The 20,376-nt window shown below is 36.2% G+C and carries 18 protein-coding genes; 4 read left to right on the top strand and 14 right to left on the bottom strand.

Annotated elements, in window-relative coordinates:
• Nucleotides 1-7 precede the first annotated feature (7 nt).
• The 4 genes from purH to IPM14_13870 form a co-directional block, all read right to left on the bottom strand.
• A complete protein-coding gene (gene purH, locus IPM14_13885) occupies nucleotides 8-1,525 on the bottom strand; it encodes a bifunctional phosphoribosylaminoimidazolecarboxamide formyltransferase/IMP cyclohydrolase (protein ID MBK9099183.1) in 1,518 nt (505 codons plus the stop codon).
• Between the two features lie 30 nt (nucleotides 1,526-1,555).
• Complete coding sequence (gene purN, locus IPM14_13880) at nucleotides 1,556-2,164, bottom strand: phosphoribosylglycinamide formyltransferase (GenBank protein ID MBK9099182.1); 609 nt, start codon at nucleotides 2,162-2,164, stop codon at nucleotides 1,556-1,558.
• Between the two features lie 65 nt (nucleotides 2,165-2,229).
• Nucleotides 2,230-3,747: a DUF3808 domain-containing protein gene (locus IPM14_13875; GenBank protein ID MBK9099181.1), complete on the bottom strand. Its 1,518-nt coding sequence runs from the start codon at nucleotides 3,745-3,747 to the stop codon at nucleotides 2,230-2,232.
• Between the two features lie 47 nt (nucleotides 3,748-3,794).
• The gene (locus IPM14_13870) at nucleotides 3,795-5,423 is read right to left on the bottom strand and encodes a CTP synthase (GenBank protein ID MBK9099180.1); all 1,629 of its coding nucleotides are present in this window, start codon (nucleotides 5,421-5,423) and stop codon (nucleotides 3,795-3,797) included.
• Nucleotides 5,424-5,603: 180 nt separating this feature from the next.
• Between IPM14_13870 and IPM14_13865 the strand changes: the two genes are divergently transcribed.
• The 4 genes from IPM14_13865 to IPM14_13850 all read left to right on the top strand — a co-directional run bounded on the left by IPM14_13865 (nucleotide 5,604) and on the right by IPM14_13850 (nucleotide 9,828).
• The gene (locus IPM14_13865) at nucleotides 5,604-6,020 is read left to right on the top strand and encodes an SRPBCC domain-containing protein (protein ID MBK9099179.1); all 417 of its coding nucleotides are present in this window, start codon (nucleotides 5,604-5,606) and stop codon (nucleotides 6,018-6,020) included.
• Nucleotides 6,021-6,117: 97 nt separating this feature from the next.
• The gene (locus tag IPM14_13860; protein ID MBK9099178.1) at nucleotides 6,118-7,674 is read left to right on the top strand and encodes a sel1 repeat family protein; all 1,557 of its coding nucleotides are present in this window, start codon (nucleotides 6,118-6,120) and stop codon (nucleotides 7,672-7,674) included.
• A gap of 4 nt (nucleotides 7,675-7,678) precedes the next feature.
• Nucleotides 7,679-8,830 (top strand): aminotransferase class I/II-fold pyridoxal phosphate-dependent enzyme, encoded by a 1,152-nt coding sequence (locus IPM14_13855; GenBank protein ID MBK9099177.1) that lies wholly within the window; start codon nucleotides 7,679-7,681, stop codon nucleotides 8,828-8,830.
• Nucleotides 8,830-9,828 (top strand): cation transporter, encoded by a 999-nt coding sequence (locus IPM14_13850; GenBank protein ID MBK9099176.1) that lies wholly within the window; start codon nucleotides 8,830-8,832, stop codon nucleotides 9,826-9,828. Before IPM14_13855 ends, IPM14_13850 begins: the two co-directional genes overlap by 1 nt.
• Here IPM14_13850 and IPM14_13845 read toward each other — a convergent pair.
• The 10 genes from IPM14_13845 to IPM14_13800 all read right to left on the bottom strand — a co-directional run bounded on the left by IPM14_13845 (nucleotide 9,821) and on the right by IPM14_13800 (nucleotide 20,374).
• Nucleotides 9,821-11,035 carry an MFS transporter gene (locus IPM14_13845; GenBank protein ID MBK9099175.1) on the bottom strand — a complete coding sequence of 405 codons (1,215 nt, stop codon included), beginning with the start codon at nucleotides 11,033-11,035 and terminating at the stop codon, nucleotides 9,821-9,823. The two genes, IPM14_13850 and IPM14_13845, sit on opposite strands and share 8 nt — an antisense overlap.
• A 3-nt stretch (nucleotides 11,036-11,038) precedes the next feature.
• Nucleotides 11,039-11,515 carry a transcription antitermination factor NusB gene (gene nusB, locus IPM14_13840; protein MBK9099174.1) on the bottom strand — a complete coding sequence of 159 codons (477 nt, stop codon included), beginning with the start codon at nucleotides 11,513-11,515 and terminating at the stop codon, nucleotides 11,039-11,041.
• Between the two features lie 62 nt (nucleotides 11,516-11,577).
• Entirely contained in the window at nucleotides 11,578-12,594 is a 1,017-nt protein-coding gene (locus IPM14_13835) for a YdcF family protein (protein ID MBK9099173.1), read from the bottom strand.
• Between the two features lie 223 nt (nucleotides 12,595-12,817).
• Nucleotides 12,818-13,471 carry an energy transducer TonB gene (locus tag IPM14_13830; protein MBK9099172.1) on the bottom strand — a complete coding sequence of 218 codons (654 nt, stop codon included), beginning with the start codon at nucleotides 13,469-13,471 and terminating at the stop codon, nucleotides 12,818-12,820.
• Nucleotides 13,472-13,565: 94 nt separating this feature from the next.
• Nucleotides 13,566-14,003, bottom strand: a complete 438-nt coding sequence (gene vanZ / locus IPM14_13825; protein ID MBK9099171.1) for a VanZ family protein — start codon at nucleotides 14,001-14,003, stop codon at nucleotides 13,566-13,568.
• Entirely contained in the window at nucleotides 13,996-15,558 is a 1,563-nt protein-coding gene (locus IPM14_13820) for an NAD(P)H-hydrate dehydratase (GenBank protein ID MBK9099170.1), read from the bottom strand. The genes vanZ and IPM14_13820 overlap by 8 nt, the downstream gene beginning before the upstream one ends.
• A 48-nt stretch (nucleotides 15,559-15,606) precedes the next feature.
• A complete protein-coding gene (locus IPM14_13815; GenBank protein MBK9099169.1) occupies nucleotides 15,607-17,034 on the bottom strand; it encodes an NADH-quinone oxidoreductase subunit N in 1,428 nt (475 codons plus the stop codon).
• A 2-nt stretch (nucleotides 17,035-17,036) separates the two neighbouring features.
• Nucleotides 17,037-17,402 (bottom strand): hypothetical protein, encoded by a 366-nt coding sequence (locus tag IPM14_13810; GenBank protein ID MBK9099168.1) that lies wholly within the window; start codon nucleotides 17,400-17,402, stop codon nucleotides 17,037-17,039.
• A 1-nt stretch (nucleotide 17,403) separates the two neighbouring features.
• The gene (locus IPM14_13805) at nucleotides 17,404-18,843 is read right to left on the bottom strand and encodes a sodium:proton antiporter (GenBank protein ID MBK9099167.1); all 1,440 of its coding nucleotides are present in this window, start codon (nucleotides 18,841-18,843) and stop codon (nucleotides 17,404-17,406) included.
• A gap of 7 nt (nucleotides 18,844-18,850) precedes the next feature.
• Nucleotides 18,851-20,374 (bottom strand): NADH-quinone oxidoreductase subunit M, encoded by a 1,524-nt coding sequence (locus tag IPM14_13800; protein ID MBK9099166.1) that lies wholly within the window; start codon nucleotides 20,372-20,374, stop codon nucleotides 18,851-18,853.
• Nucleotides 20,375-20,376: the final 2 nt, after the last annotated feature.

The following is a 20,376-nucleotide window of genomic DNA, read 5'->3' as shown; positions in this document are numbered from 1 at the left end:
AATCCTCTTAATGTTTAAAGTGCCTTATTCCTGTAAAAACCATTGAGATATTTCTCTGGTTGGCAGCATCAATTACTTCCTGATCACGTACCGAACCTCCCGGCTGAATTACGGAAACAGCTCCGCAATTAACAATTTCGATTAGTCCATCAGCAAACGGAAAAAATGCATCGGATGCAGCTACTGAGCCATGCAAATCAAGTCCGTGCTCTTCAGCTTTCATCTTCGCAATTTTTGCTGAATCAATCCTTGACATCTGTCCTGCACCAACACCAAGCGTTGCTTTATCTTTCACAAATACAATTGCATTTGATTTTGTGTACTTGGCAATTTTCCATGCGAACTTTAAATCTTCCAGTTCCTCTGCTGAAGGCTTTTTATCTGTTACGGACTTTAATTTTGTTTCATCGAGTTCGAGAAGATCGGCATCCTGAACAATAGCTCCACCTGGTATCGAACGGAAAGTTGTGGTCTCAGTCAATATAGATTCTTTTTGTTTGAGAAGTCTTCTGTCTTTTTTCTTTTTTAAAATTGAAATCGCTCCATCGGTATATTCAGGAGCGCAAACAACTTCAAGAAAAATCTCGTTTAATTTCTCAGCAAGCTTTTCATCAACAATAGAAGTGAAAGCAACAATTCCTCCAAAAGAAGAAACGGGATCGCACTTTAATGCTTTAACGTAAGCATCAAATGAATCATTACCAATTGCCGCACCAGCAGGATTATTATGCTTGATTATTGTGCAAGCATTTTTACCAAGAGATTCGACTAACTCGACTGCGGATACAAGATCAAGAATGTTGTTGTAGGAAAGTTCTTTGCCGTGAAGAAACTCAAAGTGATCATAAAACTCTCCGTATACTTCCGCTTTCTGGTGTGGATTTTCTCCGTATCGAAGTGAAGATGCAAGTTTATAACTTCTGCTAAATAAGTTTGATGATATTTTCATTTTATATTGCAGAGAGTTCACAATATGTGAATCATAATCGGCTGTGTGTGCAAATGCTGCAATGGCTAACTTCTTTCTTGTATCCTCACTTATATTTCCGGTTTTCAATTCTGCGATGAATGGCTGGTATTGGTTTGGATCAGTTAATATTGAAACATACTTATTATTTTTTGCAGCGGCCCGAATCATAGTTGGTCCACCGATGTCAATATTTTCGATGAGAGTATCGAGATCAGCATCCGGATTTTTTGAAACTTCTTTGAAAGGATAAAGATTAACGCAAACTACTTCGATGGGAAAAATATTGTTCTCTTCAGCTTCTTTTTTGTCAGATGGATTATCTCTTCTCATCAAAATTCCGCCGCTTATTTTTGGGTGAAGAGTTTTCACCCTGCCGTGAAATATTTCGGGGAATCCGGTCACATCTTTTATTTCAGTTACAGAAATACCTTTATCGGAAAGAAGTTTGAATGTATTACCGGTAGCTATTAATTCGAAGCCATTTTCTACTAAACCGGCTGCGAAGTCTGCGATTCCTGTTTTATCAAAAACGCTGATTAGAGCTAATTTTTTCAATGCATCATTTGAGGTTTGAATGAATAAAAATTACGTCCCGACCCGTACCCTATTATTCTCAACAAAGACTTTGCCAAGGGCAATTTTCTCAAGCACATATGGCAAGAGTTGATGTTCTACGCTTAGGACACGTTCGGCTATTTGTTCGGGTGATGTAACATCTGAAATATCTACACACCGCTGGGCAATAATTCTTCCGGTGTCGTAAGTTTCGTCCACAAAATGAACGGTTGCACCTGATACCTGGGCTGAAGATTCAAAAACTGCTCGGTGAACATTCATTCCGTACATTCCGGCACCGCCAAATAAAGGAAGAAGAGCCGGATGAATATTGATGATCTTATTTCGAAAAGCTCTGACAAATGTTTCCGGAATCAATTTCAGAAATCCTGCAAGGACAATCAGCTCAACTTTTAAACTTTTCAGATTTGTTTCAAGATCATCGAAAGAAAAAAATCCTTCTTTCTTTCCAACACTAAAAACCGGGATTGAAAAATTTTTTGCTATATCGAATGCGGGACAGTACAGTTTATCACCAACTACAGCTTTTACTTCGATTATGTCCTTAAGTGCTGGTGAATCGAGTATAGCTTTTAGATTTGAACCCCGACCCGAAACAAAGACCGCAAGTGCTAACACATTCCTGTTAAATTATTTGGCCAAAACTACTTAAAGTGATTTAATTTATCAAATAAAAGCATTTATCAATTCTTATTTTCATCAAGTAAGAATGAGAGATAACTTAATTTATCCTGAAGCTTATTTTCAAAAAAATAATTTTTAAAATTGCCGGCATAGCCAATAAAAAATTCTGCATCAACAAAGTTTTTTAGTTCCTTACTGGCTCTCGCCGCGTAGTAACAAGCAAAAGGCTTTACCCAAAGTTCGCATTCATCAAAATTAAAAACTGCAACAGCATACTCGAGTGATCGCTTAAATTTTCCCTGAAGATAAAGTGCATTACTGAAACTTAGAATTGCATCTGCACGAAGCGTATCCGAAACCGGGAGCTCAATAAATTTTTCAAGTGAGTCGATTGCAGCATTCAATTTACCGGCATCGATCATGTTCTTAATTCTTATCAATTTTAATTCGCTTGATGATGGAAGTTGGTTCAGATACTGTTCCCCCTTCATTTTTGCATATGCATCGTCATCAACATCCATATTTCCCTGATTAGTTTTATCAAAATAAAGGATTGCTGAAAGCGAATCTCCTTCAATCAAATGACTCAACCCTATCTTAAGAGCTGCAACACTTTTAAAGTGATTATCAATGGATTGCTCTAAAAAATTTATATGATATTTTCTCGATTCTTCATATTCACCTTTTGAATATAGTATATCCCCAAGTGCCATTCCTGAATAATTTCTTAATTGAACAAAATTTGTATCCTTTGATGAATGAATCGTTTTATAATTTCTAACAGCGCTATTATATTCTAAAGTTTTAACCTGCAGATTTGCAAGCGCAAAACGAAATAATAAATTTTTGGGATATCTTAAAATCAATTCATTCAACAACCTTTTAGACTGGGGATATTTTAATAAAAATTCCGAATAGATTTGCGACAGATAAAATTTAGCTTCTACTTTTGAATATTTTCCTTTTTTTATCGCAGTTTCAAGATAGTTCAAGCCTTTCTTTTTGTCACCGGTCATACCAGCTAAATTTATTGCCCACGACCAAGTCTGTGGCGCCTGTGAAATAGCAAAGTTAAAAAGTCCCTTTCCCATATATGCATCGTAGTACAGGCTGTCACGCTTTAAAAGTTCATCAAAATAGAGATGAAACTTCCTTGCAGCCAGAACTGCATCAAAATAATTTTCTTCTCTTGTATATGCAAATGTTCTATTCCCGAAAACAGAGCCGATGATGTATAAGCTGAGAAGATCTGATGAATCACTCTCCAATTTTAATTCAGCTTTTTCAATTGCAGAATCAGTAAGTTCGATGAATCTATCTAAGTTGCTTTCTTCTCTACTATCGAGATAAAACCATAAATAGCTTATTGATTTGTAATGATAACCGGCAGGATGATCCGGATACTTATCAATTATGCTGTTGAAAGTTTTATCAGAGGACTTGAAATTGAAATTGTATAATGCTTCAAGCCCGGATGATATTTTTGATTTGATATCCGCCTGTGCAGATACAAAAGTGCAGTCAGAGAATGATAAGAATAAGATCAGGATTACCTTGATGAAGCTACGGGCCAACATTTTAACCGGGGATTTAATAATAATTTACTTGTCAATAATCAGATATTTCAGCTACCGTTATTAGCGATTGAATATTCCATTGCTGCACGAACAAATTCCCGGAATAACGGATGAGCATTAGTGGCTCTTGATTTTAATTCCGGATGGAATTGACAAGCAACAAACCATGGATGATCTTTCAATTCAATCATTTCAACTAATTCTTTATCCGGGGAAACTCCGCTGATTACAAGTCCATTTTCAGTTAATTTCTTACGAAACTTATTGTTAACTTCATACCGATGACGATGTCTTTCTGAAATGTAATTCGTTTTATAAGCGTCGTATGCTTTTGTTTTATCCTGAATCACACAAGGATAAGCACCAAGTCTCATCGTAGCGCCCATTTCTTTAATATCTTTTTGCCCGGGCATTAAATCAATTACGTTGTACTTAGTTTTTTTAAACTCAGAGCTGTTGGCATTTTTCATTCCGCAAACATTTCTAGCAAACTCAACAACTGCACATTGAAGCCCGAGACAAATACCAAAGAAAGGAATTTTATTTTCTCGTGCGAATTCAATCGCTTTAATTTTTCCTTCGATACCTCTTTCACCAAATCCTCCGGGAACAAGCACACCTGATACTCCCTTCAAAAGCTCTTCAAAACTACCGGACTCACAATCCTCTGCGTTTACTGGTTTCATTTTCACTTTGATCTGGTTAGCAGCACCCGCATGAATAAAAGCTTCCATTATGCTCTTGTAAGCGTCGAGATGAGTAATGTATTTCCCGCAAACTGCTATTTCAACTTCGCGGGTGGGGTTTCTGATTCCATCAACAAAATTTTCCCATTCATCGAGCTTAATTTTTCTTTCAGGAAGATGGAGACGGTTTGCAACCAATGTATCTAATTTTTCTTTGTGAAGAACGAGGGGCACTTCATAAATCGAGTGGACATCATAAGCCGAAATAACAGCTTTCGAATCAACGTTACAGAACAAAGCAATCTTTTCCCTGATATCGCGGGCTAATTTTTTTTCTGATCTGCAGATAAGAACATCCGGCTGAATACCAAGCTCCAATAAATTTTTAACGCTGTGCTGAGTCGGTTTTGTCTTCACTTCTCCAGCAGAAGCAATATAAGGTACAAGCGTTACGTGGATAACCATCGAGTTAGCTCTTCCGAACTCAAGCATGTGCTGTCTCATCGCTTCGATGAATGGCAGACTTTCAATATCACCTACTGTTCCGCCAATTTCAGTAATTATCACTTCATACTCACCAAGTTCACTAAGTCGAACAAGCTTTCTTTTAATTTCGTCTGTTATATGAGGTATAACCTGAACAGTAGCACCAAGATAATCCCCTCTTCTTTCTTTAGTGATAACTTCGTGATAAATCTGACCTGTAGTTGTATTATTAGCGCGAGTCATACTGACATCTAAAAATCTTTCATAGTGACCAAGGTCAAGATCTGTCTCAGCGCCGTCGTCTGTTACATAAACTTCACCATGCTGGAACGGACTCATCGTTCCGGGATCAACATTTATATACGGATCAAATTTCTGGATAGTAACGCTAAATCCTCTTTGTTTGAGGAGAAGTCCAAGTGAGGAGGCAGTTATTCCTTTACCTAATGAAGATACAACACCACCTGTTATGAATATGAATTTTACTTTTTTTCCGCGGGACATTTATTTTTTTTTTGCTTTCAAATATAGACTAAGGTCGATTTATTACCAATTTAATGTCCTATAAAATTAAGTGAAGAATAATCCTCCAGTTTATCCAAGAAAAAAAATTTAATATTAATTGCATTTAGATTTGCCATTAGATATAAATTTTATTATTCTTATAAAAAAAAGATTTATTAATTGGAACCCGGTATTAAATTATCAGCTATATTCCCCGTTAGTGCCAAGAGACTATATGATTCGTGGCTTAACAGTAAAATCCATTCCGCCTTTACGGGAACAAAGTCCCATATAGAACCAAGAAATGGATCTCATTTCTCCATTGCAAATGGCTACATAACAGGCACAAACCTTATACTCCAGCCATACGGAAGGATTGTACAAAATTGGAGAACATCAGACTTTCCCGACGGTGCTACTGATTCAAAGGTCGAAATACTGTTCGAAAAGCATAATAACAGCACGAAGTTGACTATAATACATACTCAACTTCCTGTGGGAGACGAAAAAAAATACGAAAAGGGCTGGAAGGATCACTATCTGAAACCTATGAAAGCTTACTTTCAAAAAGACAGAGCCGTTAAAAAAGTCAAATAGCAAATACCTCCTGCACCAACCCACTATTTTACTTGAACCGCCTTAAATATTTAAACTATATTTGATTTAATAATCTTAAGATTTTACAAGGCAATTTTTGAAAAGAAAATATTGGTTGATTTTTATATTTGTTTTTGCGTTCAGTTTACTTTCTTCTGCTCAGGATACTACACAAAGTCTTGCCTTCAAGAATAAAAGACCTCAACAGCATTCACCTTATTTTTATAGACCCGATCTGGCATATCAAATCTGGCAAAAGTTCCGACTGACTCAGGAAGCCAACGCTGGTGATCCACTCGCACAGCACGAACTGGGATTAAGATTTCTGCTCGGTGAAGGAGTTCCTGCTGATACTGCCCAGGCAGTTTACTGGATTAAAAAGGCTGCGGACCAAAATCTCACTTCTGCAAAATATAATTATGCTATCATGCTGATAAATGGTATCGGTGTTACTTGGGATCCTTATGCGGCCTTCAAACTTTTCGAGAGCGCTGCTAACGATGGTATGGTTCAGTCACAATATGTTGTTGGAGTTTTATATACAGATAATCTTACTGTTCAGCGGGATTACAACCTCGCATATTACTGGATTAAAAAAGCTGCAGATGAAGATTATGAACCCGCTCAGGAGATAGTAGCCAAACTTGAACCGAAAGTTTCAAAGAAGGTGGTTGATTCTTTAATCAGTTCATCCGGTAAGCTTGAAGACAAAAATCCTATTCCTGATCCATCAGAAAATCTAACCTCCAATCTTGGTTTGGTTTTTATAGACTTCGAGACAATAACTGATTCTGCTATGACAATTACCGATAGTCTTTTGATTGAGCAGCTGGAAATAATTGGCAACGATAGTCTTTCCAAATCAATGTTAGCCGATAATTCAAAATCTCTGGAAGAATTAAGCACACCGGGCAATATTGAGAAATTACAGAAGCTAGCCGAATCTGGTAGTCCCGAAGCTCAAACTATTCTCGGGAGAATGTACGAGCAAGGATTATATTTTGATAAAAATCTTGTCGATGCAGCAGTTCATTATTATAGAGCACTGCGGAATGATTCACCAACCGGTACTTATTTGCTCTGGCAGTTATCCCAAAAAGAAAATTTTCAACAGACAGTTCAGCGGGAAAGTGAAAACGGTAATGTTATTGCAAAATTTTTATGGTATGGATTAACTGCAATAGGGTTCGACAGAAGAATCACGATTGCTGATGCCTTGAATTTACTTGATAAATCAGTTGATGCGATATACTTGCCAGCAATGGTTGAATCGGGATTAAACTATTATTCAAACAGATTTGGAAGATATGATACTGATACTGGATTGTCACTCTGGCAAAATGCAGCCAGACTCGGAAGCAGAGAAGCAGAGATAAGATTGGCTGCATCGAGACTTCTGGATGAATTCAGCAGTTATAACAGGACAGAAGATTTCAATAAAATTAAAAAAGCTGCCGAAGAAGGTTCCCTGTTCGCAATGGTTACGACTGGAATGTGCTATAATCAAGGACTTGGAATAGCACAGTCAAAATCTGAAGCTGTAAATTATTTTAAGATGGCAGCACAGCGTGGCAGCCGGTTCGCTTATGATGAATTGAAAAGAATTTATGACGAAATGAGACCTGCAGATCAACAATTTATTATCTCAAATTAAATTGATGAAAATTGTTCAAAAACTCCCTGAATGGGGAACAAGTATTTTTACTGTGATGTCACGAATGGCAGTCGAACATAATGCTGTTAATCTCGCACAAGGCTTCCCCGATTGGAACTGTGATGATGAGTTAATTGAACTCGTTCATCATTTCCAGAAAAAAGGATTTAATCAGTACGCACCGATGCAGGGAGTTCAATCACTCCGAAAAATTATTTCAGAAAAAATTAAAAATCTTTACCTCAGACATTATGATTTTGAAAAAGAAATAACAATTACGGCAGGTGCAACTCAGGCTCTATTTACAGCAATAACTTCAATCATTAAAGCTGGTGACGAAGTAATTGTATTCGAACCTGCTTATGATAGTTATGTCCCGGATATACTTTCGAACGGTGGTATTCCTGTTTACGTTCCGCTCAACCCTGAGGATTACTCATACAATTGGGAATTAGTCCGTAAAAAAATCACTCAACGGACAAAAGCAATTATTATCAACTCACCTCATAATCCAACCGGAAGTCTTTTGAATGAAGATGATATTAAGGAACTCGAGAAGATTACGAGTGGGACCGAAATTCTGATCATAAGTGATGAAGTTTATGAGCATATCACATATGATAATAAAAGGCACATCAGTCTAGCAAGTTCTGATGAATTAGCAAAACGAACATTCGTTATTTCTTCATTCGGAAAAACTTATCACACAACGGGCTGGAAAATGGGTTATTGTGCTGCACCTGAGTTTCTGACAAATGAGTTCAGGAAGATGCATCAGTTCGTAGTATTTTCTGTAAACACACCAATACAATATGCATATGCAGAATTTATGAAACAGGAAGAGAGATATCTTTCACTCGGTAAATTTTATGAGCATAAACGGAATGTCTGTATTGATGCAATTAAAAGTTCTAAGTTCAGAATCAAAAATTGTTACGGGACATATTTCCAGATTCTTGATTACTCAACAATTTCAAACAAGCCTGATAAGGAATTTTCAGAATATCTTACAAAAGAAATTGGAGTAGCAGTTATTCCTTTATCACCATTTTATGAGGACAGAGTGAGCAGATCTCAAAATAGAGTTTGTTTTGCCAAGTCAGATAATGTGCTGAAGGATGCAGGTAATAAACTCACCAAATTAGATTTTATCTAATGAACAAAACAGAACAAATAAATCTTCGTAAAAAAGCTGCATACATTTCACTTGCGGTTGGTATCGGAATGTTCATCACTAAGATGACTGCGTATTTTATTACGGGTTCGGTAGCAATTTTTTCAGATGCGGCTGAATCTGTTGTTCATGTTGCTGCAACAGGAATGGCATTGTTCAGCATAATTTTAAGTTCCAAACCTGCAGATAAAACTCACCTCTACGGGCACGGTAATGTAGAATATTTCTCAGCAGGAGTTGAAGGCTTTCTGATTTTACTTGCTGCAGGAGTGATAATATTTACAGCAATTGGGGATATTATCGCTGGACCAACTCTGGAATCATTAAGTGTCGGCGTAATATTTATAAGTGCTGCCGGAGTTGTTAATCTTGGACTAGGTTTTTATCTGATCAGAACCGGAAAGAAAACAAACTCGATAACTCTTGTTGCTGATGGCAAGCACGTATTGACTGATGCTTACACCAGCATCGGTGTACTGGTTGGAGTAATTCTAGTTATGATCACAGGTTATGTTTTGTTAGATCCGATTCTTGCAATAATAGTTGCGTTGAATATTGTTTTTACGGGCTACAAACTTATAAGAGAATCTGTTGGCGGATTGATGCTTGAAACTAATCCTGAGATGCTAAAAAAAATCTCAGATAAACTTATCTCCATGAAAAAAGATTACTGGATTGATATTCACGAGCTGCGCTACTGGCAATCGGGTGACAGAACTTTCATCGATTTCCATTTGATACTTCCCTATTACTTCACAATCGAGCAATCTCACAAAGAAGAAAAGATAATTGATGAAGAGTTAGAGAAAGATTTTCCTAACTCACAAATAAAAATTCATTTTGACTACTGCGTCCCAGAGTTATGCAAATTCTGCGGCTACGATGTTTGCAAAGTACGAACCGAGGAAAAGAAAATTAATTTTGAGTGGAATGTTGAGAAGTCTGCGGGTAAAGCGGTTTATAAAATTTTACCTACGTGATGATCTTTGGATCTTTTACTTTCGTTAAAATCAGCAATCCGATTATAAAGAAAAACGCTATCGATATAATTGCAATCCTTTGATCACCTGATATAAAGCTGACCAATCCAAATACCAATGGTCCAACAACTGCAGAGCTTTTTCCGAAGAAAGAATAAAATCCGAAGAACTCAGTTTTCTTTTCGGGCGGAGTTAATTTGCTCATCAGACTTCTGCTCGTTGATTGAGATGAACCCATAGCTGCGCCAGCAAGTAATCCAACAACATAAAATCCTGTTTTATCATAAATGAAGTAGGCAAGAGCAACTGTAAGCAGCCATATAAATAATGTTATAACAATAGTTTTTTTCTGCCCGATCTTATCTGCAACTATTCCAAGCAGTACTGAACCAACAATCGCAGTCGTTTGAACAACAATAAAAAAGATTAGCAATTCCATTTCGGAAAATCCAAGTGTAGTGCTTGCATAATTTCCTGAAAAGAAAATAACAGTATTCACTCCTTCAATGTAGAAGAAGTATGCGAGAAGGAAGATTGCCAGGTTCTTGTAATATTTTAAGTGTGTTAATGTCGACCAGACTCTTCCAAATCCAATTGAAATGAACGATTGATTTTTGTCAGCTTTATTTCTTGTCTCCTTCAAAAAGAAAAACAGCGGTAGAGAAAAAATCAAAAAGAAAGCTGCTGCAATAGGAAATGTTTCTTTGATCATTGATGCTTCAATGAAAGGGAAAACAATTGCCAGTGTTGCCAGTGAACCAAGATATCCCATCCCAAAACCGTAACCGCTCACTCTTCCATAATTTTTCGGTGTGGTTATTTCCGGAAGGAATGCATCGTAGAAAACAAGTCCTGCTTCGAAACCTACATTAGCAAGTACAAATAAAAATATTCCCCAGAAAATTTGTCCCGGTCCGATAAAATAAAGTGAGGCTGTTCCAACAATACAGAGTGAGGTAAAGAAAAGTAGAAATCTTTTTTTACCTGCACTATAATCAGCGATTGCACCAAGCACCGGAGATATTATCGCGGTGATCACCATTGCAATGCTTGTACTTATACTCCAGTACAAATCCCCAATCGCTTCATTACCTGCGACTGTTTTCTTGAAGTAGACAGCATAAAGAAACGTAACAACAATTATTGAAAAAGATGTGTTGGCAAAATCGAAGAGAGTCCAGACAAATACTCTTCCCTTTTCTTTCATCCGTTACTGCCTTGAAGGTGAGATTGATTCTTCGACAAGTCCCCTGCCAGTCTTGTTAAGTTTGCCTGATTTCTTTTCTTCGGCAAGAACAGCATCGAGAATTCCGTTTATAAATTTTGCACTACCTGATGTACTGAAATCTTTTGCAATCTCAATTGATTCGTTAATAGAAACTTTTGGTGGAATATCAGGGAAAAATAACAGCTCACAAATTCCCATTCGCAGAAGAATTTTATCAATCAATGCGATTCGGTTCATTTCCCAGTTTGTGACTCGCTGTATTATCCTCTCATCAAGATCTGCAACATTATCAATCACTTTCCTGACCAGGCTCTGTGCAAACTTTTTATCCGCGGTCTCTGAAATATCAATGAGTATTTCTGTTGAGAGTGGTTGGAGAGAATCTTTATTCATCTCATATGCATACAAAATCTGCAGAACCTTTTCTCTGACAATTCTTCGTTTCGATTTGTTGGTCATTTTAAGAACAATAAAATTTTAATATTCAACTTTAATTCTGTTACAAAGATCAGTACAGTTTATTACAATGCAAAATTCCAAAAGTTAAAAACTGCGATGCATTCCCTGACCTTTGTAAAAATCTTATCTTTAAATTCCTGCTTATGAATAGATTCTGCAACTTTAATATCAAGATTGAAGAACTTGCTAATTTCAATTGCTCGTGGTAGATGGTAAGCATCAGAAACGATAATCACATTTGAAGAGTTACCAGCATTCAGCTCATTTAAAATCCATTTAATCTGGTCGCTGGTTGAAGAAGTAACATTTTCAATTACTACTTTTGATGTGTCGATTCCTTTTGCGCGTGCGTACTCGAATGCTACTTCGGATTCACTCATTTCACCAGGAGCTTTACCGCCTGTTAAAACGATTTTTCCTGCAAATCCTGCATTCAAAAGATACAAAGCTTTATCAACTCTTGATGATAAAGTAGGACTTGGAATATTTCCGCTCCAGACTGCAGCGCCTAAAACGATAGCAATATTTTCATTACTTTTTTTCAATGCCCACCTACCAGATGTATAACTCATATTATCAATATAGACTAGGATAAACACCAGGAAGAGCAGCAGAATTAAAATGGATCTGGTTAGTACTGAAATAAATGAAGATTTTTTTTTACTGAAAACCCTGCTCCAGATAAATACCAGATAATAAAGCAATGAAAAGAAAAATAAGAGAAATAGAAAACCTGTTAGTACTTTATCGCCCGGTTGATCGTAAAAATATACAGATGAGGAAATAATTTTAACTTTCGTCGAGATAAAAGCCATTAATAATAACAAATAGCTAACAATTAAAAATAAAGTGATTTGCTTTCTCGATACAATCGAAATTCCTTGCTTACTCGAAATAAATAATCCGGATATAATTCCCAGATACATTAAGAAATTAATCAGATTACCTGTTTTGAACAGAGAGAAATAAGTGATTGGAAAATCCTGGTTATTATACTTAATCAGATACAAGCCACAAAGTTGAAGTGCAAGTAAAACAGTTGTAGTCACATTAAAGTTTTTTTCAGAACCTTTGGCCATAGTTTTTTTTCAGAGTGAACTTATCAGTGAGTTGATCCGGAAAATTTTTTCACAAAGTTAAGAGTTAAAAATGATATAAATGAAAGTAAACACACGCTGAAAGCTAATGAGAGGACAATATATTTCAAACAGATTTACTGGTATTTAATTGTTCCATTGCAGCAAATACTTTTAATGATTGATTATGGGATATAAAAAAGGCGTCCATTAGACGCCTTAAATTTTATTGAAGCTTAAATATGATCGGGATTGAAACCTGCACTTTTACAGGTTTACCTCTTTGCTTACCTGGTTTGAATTTTGTTTTTTGCACAGCATCCAAAGCTGCTTCATCACATCCAGCGCCTATTCCTTTTAATACCTGAGCCTTTGTAACTGTTCCTGATTCATCAACAAATGCAAGAACATAAACTTTTCCTTCAACACCGGCTCTTTTAGCAATTTCAGGATAAACAATTTTTTCCTGGATTGCTTTTATTCCGCCGATTGGTTCTGGCATTTCTTCAACAGCAACGAAGTAAGTTGGTTCTTCTTCAACTTTTTTCTCTTCTTTTGGAGGAGGAGGTGGAGCTTCCATTTCTGCTTCGAGATCTATTTCAGTATCTCCTATTTCGATATCTTCAAGAACATCATCACTTGGTGCTTCAATTGGAATTGGAGGTTTAGGTGGTGGCGGAGGTCTGTTTTCCTGTTTGGTCTGTTGAATATCTTCCACAGTAAACAGTTCCTGAGGACCTTCAAGTTTAACTTCGCCGCCTTTTAATTCTGGAAAGAATTTAAAAGCAGCAATCATTATTACAAGAGCTATGATAAGACTTATTTCAAAAGCACGCTTATATTTAAGTCTTAAATCAGCAATCGGGTTTTTTAGTTTCATTTCAGCTCTCCTATAAAAAGCATTTAACTGATGAAAAATTACTAAATGATATTTGGTTTGTCAACTTAGTTTCTACCCCTTTTACAAATATTTTTCAAGAAAGTTCCATGTTTGATAAACTTTTATCCCTAGAATAATCCGGTTGATAATTAAATCTGTTTTTTAGAAAATAAACTAATAAAATGCCAAGTATAGCACCAAGAGCATCCGCTACCCAATCAAGCACTTCTGCAGATCTGCCGGGGATCAGCATCTGATGAAGTTCATCTGCAATTCCGTAAAATGAACTTATTAACAATGTTGCTATTGCCGCATACTTAAAAAGAAATTCGGACTTTCGCTGGAATAGTAAAGTCAGGTTAACCAGCACAGCAAGAACAAAATATGCCATTAAGTGATTTACTTTGTCTGATAATCCCATGCTTGGTAGCTTTTCAACGGGAAGGCTGGTTGCTGTAAAAAGAATTAGCCAGTAAACAATTAACGGTGTGTATACCAATAATGCTTTTTTCTTATTTAGATATTCAAACAATAGAATTTTCCAGGAATTTTATTGTTTGCGGTACATAATTCTGAATATCTGTAGCTAGAATATCCAGCTTTGTTCTATTATGTGCTAGTATATCGGCTGCAAGACTATGAATATAAACAGCAGTGATGACTGCTTTCTCAGCATCTTTTTGCTGAGCCAATAATCCTGCTATAAATCCTGTTAAAACATCACCTGTTCCAAATTTTGCAAGCGCAGGATTTCCGGTGGTATTGATTAACGCTTCACCAGCTGGATTAAAAATTATTGTTGGTGCGCCTTTTAATACAAGATATGCACCAGTACGAAGTGTAAAAGATTTGCCATACTTCAGAATATCTTTTTTCAGTTCAGAAATTGAAATACCAATCAGTGCTGCAAACTCAGCGTGGTGAGGTGTGATTACACAACCTTTAAGATTGTTTTTTTTGTACCGACCATTTCCAAGTGCAAAAACTGCATCAGCATCGATTATAAATTTTTTGTATCTATATTTTTTCAAAACGTGGAGGACAGCATTCTGAGTTTCTTTTTCCCTGCCAAGACCCGGACCTATTGCAATAATATCTGCCCAACGAATTTTTCCATCAAGTTCTTCAATGTTACTTTCACTTAAATATTCTTTCTCTAAATCATCATATGTCTTCACAACAACTTCACCAAGTTTTCTGTGAACAAGTTCCCTGACAGATTTTGGAAAACAAAGTATTGATGCGCCGGCGCCTATTTTCAATGCAGATGTTGAAGTTAAAACAGCAGCACCCGGCAATGAACCTGAACCGGCAATGGTCAAAACTTTTCCCGCAGAATATTTGTGCAGGTTTTTAGCTTTTACAGGTAAACCAGCCATGGCGTCTTCCGGTTCGATTAAAAATTCTGTGGGAATGGATTTATTATACAATGAATCGGGAATTCCAATTCCGCCCTTTTCAACTTCGCCGGAATAAACATATCCATCATTAAAGAACAAACCTTTCTTCAATTGACCAAGAGTTATTGTTAAGTCTGCATTAAATGAATTCTCTGTAAAACCAGTATCAGCATTTAAACCGGTTGGAATATCAATTGCAACACGAATGGTTTTGAGTTTATTAACATAATTTATGATTGACGAATATGGTTCTCGAAGAGATCCTGTTATTCCACTGCCTAATAATGCATCGCAAACTACGCTGCAATCTTTGAGTGATTTAAGAGTTGAACTTGAAGTATATTTCTTTAAAACAATTCGTTTATTTGATTGTGATAATTTTTTCAAAACATTAAAATTAAATCTGCAATCCTCCGACATTTCATTTTCATTACCAAGATAGATGACAACAACCTCAAAACCAGCATTGGAAAAATGTCTCGCTGCAGCAAATCCATCACCTCCGTTATTTCCTTTTCCACATAAGAATCCGATCTCAGAAAAATTCAGATGTGAGGTTCTATCAATAATATTCTGGAAAATTTCACGGGAAGCATTTTCCATTAAAACAATTCCGGGAATACCCAATTGTTTGATGGCAATATCATCGATTTGCCGGATTTGTTTTGTGGAATAAAGAGGAATCATAACAAATTAAAATTCTATTAAAGAGATTATCTGATCGAACAATTCAACTTAAAGATATGCTGTGATCAGATCCAGTAATGAACCGGGCATAATACCGAATAAAATAACAAGCAATACTGACACTGCCACTCCAAATAATCCAGTCTTACTTTTAGAGTGTGCGATTTCACCTTCAGCTTCTCTGAAATACATAAGGACAACAATTCTCAAATAAAAGTAAACACTGATTACACTTGAAATAATTCCGAGAATCGCCAGCCAGGTTAAATCTGATTTGATTGCTGCAACGAATACATAATACTTTGCAAAAAATCCGGCCAATGGTGGAAGTCCAGCAAGTGAAAACATAATTATCGCGAGCAATGCAGCAAGTACCGGATTCTTCGTACCTAAACCGGAATAAGAATTAATATTGAGATTTGTATCGCCTTCACCTTCGATGAGAGAAATAATTCCAAACGCAGCTAAATTCATAAAAGTATAAACTGCGAGATAGAAAACTACCCCCGCAACTCCCGATGGAGTTCCTGCAGCTAAACCAATCAAAATATAACCCGCATGTGAAATTGAAGAATAAGCAAGCATTCTTTTAATATTGGTTTGTGCTATAGCAACGATGCTTCCAAACAACATTGAGAAAACGGATAACACAGCTAAATATGGTAGAAACAGACTTGAGTTTTGTCCTGAAAATAATGCTGTGAGAGTTGCAATGATTGCGGCGAATGCAGCCGCTTTTCCGATGGTTGAAAATAACCCGGTAACGGTTGTCGGCGCACCTTCATAAACATCAGGCACCCACATATGAAAAGGAAATGCAGCGATCTTAAATGAAAATCCGATTAGAAAAAGAAGGATGCCTAATAGAAATAGAATATCAGATGAATACTCCGGAAAGCCTGCTGTTATAGATTCAATGGATGTTGTATGTGCTGAACCGTATATCAGAGCTATTCCGTAAACTAAAAATCCGGTAGCAAAAGCACCAAGTAAAAAATATTTGAGTGAAGCCTCAATTGCTTTTTCTTTTTTCCTGTTTACACCTGCAAGCACATAAAAACATACTGACATGATCTCGAGGCCAAGGAAAATCATAAATAAACTCTTGGCGCCTGCCATAAACATCATACCTAAAACCGAACTTTGAATCAGGATATAATACTCACTGTAATTGATTCCATATTTTTTTGTGTAATCAACTGACAGAAAACACACCAGAGCTGCTCCGATGTTAAAAATAAAATAGAATACGTTTGTGATACCGCCGGTAGATAACATTCCCTGAAAAATTATAGACTGATTCTGCACTGTTAATAATGAATAAAATGCAGCAGTAATAAACAGAAGTATTGAAAACCATGGCAGGATTTTCTTCCCGGATTTCAAATAAAGTTCGAAAACTATCGAAAGAACAATTCCGCTCCCGATGATTACGAGCGGCATTATGTTAAAAAAATCTTGTAAGCTTATCATAATTTTTACTCTATGAAGATTGTGTTTTCATCAAGTTCTTTAATTGAGAGAATGTGATTGCCTTCTGGTTTAATGGCAATTTTCCTGTGAGTTTTAAAATCAAAAATATCTTTTCCTTTCTCAACAACTACCATTTTTATATTTTCATATTTTGATATACTTGTTTCAAGATCAGGATAATCAACAAAATAAATCTCTGTATAATCTGTGGTCTGGTTAATGAAAGCACCCTTTTCCCTGATACTAAAATCATAAATATTATCATTTTCAATCACAATCTTAAGAATGGTGAAATGAAAAGGCACGAGAATTCTGTTACCATAATACAAACCATTTATTTCATTTTTCAATATTTCATCAAGTGATTTCAAATTATACCTCGCCAAAATAAAAAACTAACCAAACTATTGTAAATATCGGAATTAAAATCGGGAATGAATATTTTATTAGATAACCGAAGAAGCTTGGCATTTTGATTCCCGATCTTTCACTAATCGATTTTACCATAAAGTTTGGTCCATTGCCAATGTAAGTCATTGCACCAAAAAATACCGCTGCAACTGAAATGGCAGAAATATAAATCGGATGCAGTCTTTCAAACTTTAAGACTTCAGAAGGTAGATTAACATCCATTCCAAATTTACCCATCGCAGCACTAAGAAAGTTTAAGTATGTCGGTGCATTATCAAGAAAAGCTGATAGTAAACCAGTCGCCCAATAAAATATTCCTGGAGTTAATTTTTCGCCAAGAACATTAGCTTCGTATGAAATTAATTGTAATGCAGGAATCATAGTGGCGAATATTCCCACAAATAAATATGCAACTTCTTTGATTGGTTCAAAATTAAATTCGTTTGATTTAAGCACGTACTCATCAGCTGTTTTGTATGCGATGAAAACCATAGAAAACATAATTATCTCGCGAATTCCTATAGGCAGAGGACTAAGTTTCGGTACCCAACTCATTACCGCAGGATCAACAAAAACAGAAGCTACTATGATCATCAGGTAGAATACATTTTTCATCCCTTTGAATTCTATTTTACCGCTGTAATTAACTTCAGTCTCGCTAGTTGATTTATTTCGTGAATCAATAAGAACAAAAATTGCTGTGATCAGCAGAATTGTTGGAAGCCATATATACCATACTTCTGTAATCACCAGAAAGAACCTGACACCTCTAAGAAATCCAAGGAACAACGGAGGATCACCAATGGGCGTTAGACATCCTCCAATATTACTTACCAGGAAAATAAAAAATATTATATGATAGGGTTTTATCCTGTCCTTATTGATTTTTATGAATGGTCTGATAAGAAGCATCGATGCACCGGTAGTTCCGATAATATTTGCGATAACAGAACCGAATAGTAAAATACCAGCATTTAACCATGGTGTGGCTTTTTTGTCTACGTTAATCAGAATTCCGCCCGATGCAACGAATAGTGAACTAAGCAATGCTATAAAGGAAAGATACTCAGCTGCTGTGTGGAGAAGACTGTGAGTATCTTGCAGAAAAATTAAGTAGTACAGTACTGTTATTAGTCCAAGAATGATAGAAATCAGCGGATAGTATTTTTCCCAGAAATGATGATAGAAAAGCGGCCCGGTTGCAATCATCAGCAGAAGTACTACAAAAGGAATCACCATAAACACATCGGGCAAATTATGAGCTTCCGAATGACTCAATGCAGAACCTTCAACTATGGTTGTTGTATCGCTTATGTTTTTTTCAACGCCATTAATATCACAAGTAAATGAAGTGAGTACGAGTGTCAGTATGATTAAGTGGAAGAACTTCTTATTAATCATACCTGAATTATTCTAACGTTAGTTTATCAGGATTAATAACTTGTTCTATGACTTTTTCAGAAGATTTTTCAGATACTTTTAAGAAAGTGCTCGGATATATTCCAATCCACACAATAAAAAGGAAAATAGGAATGAGCACAAGTTTTTCACGGAAGTTTAAATCGGTCAATGAATTTAAATTTGAATTAGTCACTTCACCAAAAACGACTTTCTTATACATCCACAACAAATAAACCGCAGCGAAAATTACACCTGTGGCAGAAAAGATTGCGAACCACCAGCTGTTCAACACTGTTGATTTGAAAGCTCCTGTTAAAATTAAAAACTCACCAACAAAACCATTTAGTCCCGGTAATCCAATCGATGAAAGTGATGTAAATAAAAATGCAAATGAAAACCAGGGAACAAGTTTTGCGATACCACCATAGTCAGCAATTTTTCTTGTGTGAGTTCTTTCGTAAATCATTCCAACTAAAAGGAAGAGAGCTCCTGTCGATAATCCGTGATTAATCATTTGAATAACTGCCCCTTGAACCGCTTCCTGATTCAGTGCGAATATTCCAAGCATTACAAATCCTAAATGAGAGACTGATGAATATGCAACCAACTTTTTCATATCAGTCTGAACCATCGCAACGAGCGCACCATATATAATTCCGATCACTGCAAGAACAGAAATCAATCCTGCATAATCAAGTGCTGCCTGAGGAAAAAGCGGAAGATTGAATCGTAAAAATCCATACGTACCCATCTTCAGCAGAACACCAGCAAGAATAACACTGCCTGCAGTTGGTGCTTCAACGTGTGCATCGGGTAACCAGGTGTGAAATGGAAACAACGGAACTTTAATTGCAAAGCTTAATGCAAATGCAAGGAACAGTAATCCCTGAACTGTTATATCGATAGTTGGACCAGTTTTATAAAGATCAAGAAGATTTGTTGTAAATCCACCGAGCATTTCTGCTGAATAAACTACAAGCCAGATAATAGCGACCAGCATCAGCAAGCTGCCAGCCATAGTGTAAATAAAAAACTTTATTGAAGCATAAATTCTTCTTTCACCGCCCCAGATTCCGATAATGAAATACATCGGAATAAGCATTGCTTCCCAGAATACGTAAAACAAAAACATATCAAGTGAAGCAAAAACACCTAGCATTCCTAATTCAAGGAAAAGCATAAAGAATGTAAATTCTTTTACTTTATTTTTTATACTGCTCCAGCTTGAAATGAGTGTAAGCGGAGTCAGGAAAGTTGTCAGAAGAATTAACAGCATGGATAAGCCATCTATTCCAACGTGATAGCTGATATTGAGATCGGTTATCCAGTTAAATTTATGTACAAACTGAAATGCGTCGGTTTGATTATCAAAATCAAAGTAAATGATTAACGAAATTACAAAAGCCACGAGTGAAATTGCCAGTCCGGTGTATTTAATCAGCTGAGCTTTTTCTTTATTGATAAAAAGAATTAATATTGAACCGATTACCGGAACTGCGAGAAGATATGTCAATAATAATGATTGTTCCATTT

It is taken from the genome of bacterium, assembly GCA_016716565.1.
Taxonomy (GTDB): Bacteria; Bacteroidota; Ignavibacteria; order Ignavibacteriales; family Ignavibacteriaceae; genus IGN2.
This window is presented reverse-complemented; position numbering and strand designations above follow the sequence as displayed.